We start from the raw sequence: 3731 nt of genomic DNA, 5'->3' as shown, positions 1-3731 counted from the left end.
TATTAGTCATGAGTTGCGTACACCACTTAATGCTATAATAGGCTTTTCGGAAATTCTTATGTCAGAAAAGGATGCAGAAAAAAGTAAAAATTATATTAAAGATATAAATGATGCCGGTAAACATTTGCTTAGTATGATTAATGATATTTTAGATCTTTCTAAAGCTTCTGCCGATAAATTAAAAGTAGATAGTATAGATCTTGATTTAAATAAATTAATTAGTTCTTCGCTGATACTTGTTAAGCCTCGTGCCGATCAAGCCGAAGTGGCTTTAATTAGTAGATTACCGAGAGAGCATGTTGTTATAAAGGCTGATCCAAAAAGGCTAAAACAAGTATTCTTAAATCTTTTATCAAATGCTGCGAAATTTACAAATTCCGGAGGAAGTGTTACTATTGCACTTGAAAAAGATGAGTTAGCAAAATTAGTATATATAAAAGTTATAGATACCGGCATCGGTATTGAGGAAAAAGATATACCAAAAACTTTATCGGCGTTCGGTCAAATTGATAGTGAGCTTAGTCGAAAATATGAGGGTACTGGTCTTGGGTTGCCGCTTACTAAAAAGCTGGTTGAACTTATGAACGGTAAATTTGATTTGCAAAGTAAGATAAATGAAGGTACCACCATAACAATAACTTTTAAATATGACGGTAGTATTGAAATATAAAAAATTGCATTGCCTAGAAAGGGTAGATATTGTCATTGCGAGGAGCGAAGCGACGTGGCAATCTTGTCAAGCATCCTGAGATTGCTTCGTCAATTATTTTATAATTTCCTCGCAATGACGTAAGCTTTTTAGATTATCAACTCTTTCTAGCCAATACTTAAAAAATTGTGTGGAATATTAAAAAATTTTCGGTATTATAAGAAACATTACAAATTTAAAAAATATATGAAACTGATTATCCTATTATTTACTTTTTTATTTTCCATGTTTTCTTTTGGAGAAAGCGAAACTATTAAAGGAAAGCCTTTAAAATATGCAGCAAATAATGATTTTGAAAATAGGCTAGATGAGCAGGAGCAAGAAATTAGAAGGTTAATCGGTAAAGTTGAGATTTTGCAGCATAAAGTTGATATGTTAACGCAAAACTCAAATATTCCAAATCAAGAAGAAAATACGGAAGTTTTAGAAGTTAGCGATTCAAAAAAACAAGATATTTTTGATGTAGCTTTGCTTAAAGATATGCCGGATGCTACTCCCAAAAAAACCGTTGCGGTTAATAAAGATATAGCTCCCGATAAGCAAGCTTATGATTTGGCTCTAGCTGATTATAAAGATAATAAGCTTACTGAAGCAAAAGATAAATTTAAAAATTTTATCCAAAAATATCCTAACAGCTCGCTAATTAGTAATGCTTATTTTTGGTACGGGGAATGTTTTTTTAAACAAAAAGATTATAACGGAGCAGCTGTTAACTATTTAAAAGGCTATAAAGAAGCACCGAAAGGGGCAAAATCTTCCGATGGGTTATTGAAGTTAGCACTTTCTTTAGGTGAACTAAAAAAGACAGCAGAAGCTTGTAATATGCTTGCTAAGCTTGATAAGGAATTTCCAACTAATAGAACTGTCGCATCCAAGAAAATGGCAGAAGATGCTAAGATCAAATTTGGCTGTAAAAATAAATAAAAATAATAAAATATGACTGATATTTTAGATGAAGTATTGAGTGATCAAAATGAAGAAAAAAGGTTAATTTTTTTCAAAAAACTTTTACCTGTAATAATAATTATTTCTATAATAGCTATTACTATAATGGTTGTTAATAATAATAATAAAGATAAAAGAGTTAAAAATAACCAAAAAAACGGAGATGTTCTTGTTAAAACCGTTAGTTTGGAAACAACAAAAGATAATGAAGAATTAGCTTTTAATACTTTAGAGAATTTAGTTACTACTAGTAATACTAGAATAAAAGAAATAGCTGCATTAGAACAAGTAGCTATAAAGATTTCGGAAAAAAAATATTCAGAAGCGAAAGACCTGCTTAATAAAATTATTGAAAATAAAGAATATTCTGAAATTTCTACTTCTTATGCACGTATTTCATGGTGTGGTCTTGTTATTGATAATCAAAATCTAGATATTCAAGATAAAGAAAAACTGACAAAATATTTAAATTATTTTGATAACGAGAAAAAACCTTTTTGGGCTACGGCAACTATTATGAAAGCTATGTGGGATATTAAGAATAATATGAAACCGCAAGCAGAAAAAAATCTAAAAAATTTATTAATTTCAAATAATGTATCTGATTTGTTAAAAGATCAGGCTAAGGCACTGTTAACGAAATAGTTTTAATGGATAATTAAAGAGATTTTTTAACGAAAATTAATAAGATTTTTGAAGAAATAGTTAATCCTATTTTAAAAAAATCTTATAATTTGCAGTAAAAAAGAATTTAATTAGTTTTAAAACTATTTCGTTAACAGCGCCTTGGGCATTGCTTGTAAATTTAAATAAATAATAATTCATACTTAAGGAAAAATATGACAAAAAAAATAGCACTTCTGTTATTACCGTTTATTTTAATTTCATGTAACGGGCTTGGACCTAAAAGGGTAAAAAATATTGTTGAACTGACTCCTAAATTATCACTGCAAACTAATGAGTCTATATATTTAGATTCTAGTGCAAATATATATTCATTTAATGTAAATATGCTTAAGAATAAACAGTATAGTTTCGCTAGAAGCAAAACAATTACTGAGCCGATTTTTATCGGCGATATGATTTATGCATTGGATATTAGATCAAATATTTCTGCATTTTCTATAGAGAAAAATAAGGTTATTTGGTCTTATAATTTAAGTAGAAATAAGAAAGATAATTATATAGGCGGCGGAATTTTACATAATAACGGAAAATTATACGTAACATACGGTTCAAGATTGCTCGTAGTACTAGATGCAAAATCAGGTTATGAAATAATTAGAAAAGAACTTCCGGATATTATCAGAATTAAGCCTGTTATGTTAAATGATAATACTGTCTTAGTGCAAACTATCAGTAATCAAACAATTGCTTTAAATGCAGAAACTTTAAAAACCGTATGGGAGCATGAAAGCCTTGCGGAAGTTTTATCGGCTAGTTATTTTATGACGCCGATAGTACAACATGACAATGTAATAGTGACTTATAATTCTGGTCAAGTACTTGCCTTAAATATAAAAAACGGTGAAGTAAGATGGAATTTTGAGTTTACAAATCTTAACGATCGTACAGCTATACCGAATTTTGACGAATCAAGTATTTTATGTACCCCTGTTCATGATAATATGAATTTATATATAGCAACCGGTCTTGGTAAGCTTATTAAGCTGAATATAGCAACCGGTAGCGTTATTTGGCAGGTAAATGCTGAGGATATTCAATCAATGTCTTTAATTGGTAATAGTCTATTTGTAACAAATAATGCAAGACAAATAGCAGCATTTAATCCTGAAACAGGGAAAGTAAAGTTTGTAGCTGATTTAAATGATGGAAAAGACCCTAAGAAACTAAAATCTGCTACTTTTTTAACCCCTTTTGTTGGAGTTGATAATAACAATAAGCGAAGTTTAAATGTTATTTCCGTTAACGGTGTTTTATATAGTTTTGATGTTGATAATAATGGATTAAATATGATGCCTCATATCGACAAAATTATAAAAAATATTCGTTATTATGGAATAAGAGCAAATAATAATTTATATTTTTCTACGGATAGAAAAATAATATTCGGAAG

The 3731-nt window shown here is 29.2% G+C and carries 4 protein-coding genes; all 4 read left to right on the top strand.

Annotation, left to right across the window (positions count from 1 at the left end):
• The coding region (locus AC1Z7D_RS06440; protein ID WP_482602985.1) for a sensor histidine kinase at positions 1 to 670 on the top strand (670 nt) is incomplete at its 5' end.
• Between the two features lie 225 nt (positions 671 to 895).
• A complete protein-coding gene (ybgF, locus tag AC1Z7D_RS06435) occupies positions 896 to 1633 on the top strand; it encodes a tol-pal system protein YbgF (protein ID WP_482602983.1) in 738 nt (245 codons plus the stop codon).
• Between the two features lie 12 nt (positions 1634 to 1645).
• Positions 1646 to 2299, top strand: a complete 654-nt coding sequence (locus tag AC1Z7D_RS06430) for a DUF2659 family protein (protein WP_482602981.1) — start codon at positions 1646 to 1648, stop codon at positions 2297 to 2299.
• A 194-nt stretch (positions 2300 to 2493) separates the two neighbouring features.
• Positions 2494 to 3731: outer membrane protein assembly factor BamB (locus AC1Z7D_RS06425; protein WP_482602979.1), on the top strand; the 1238-nt coding region annotated here is incomplete at its 3' end.

This window comes from Rickettsia sp., assembly GCF_965035265.1.
This window is presented reverse-complemented; position numbering and strand designations above follow the sequence as displayed.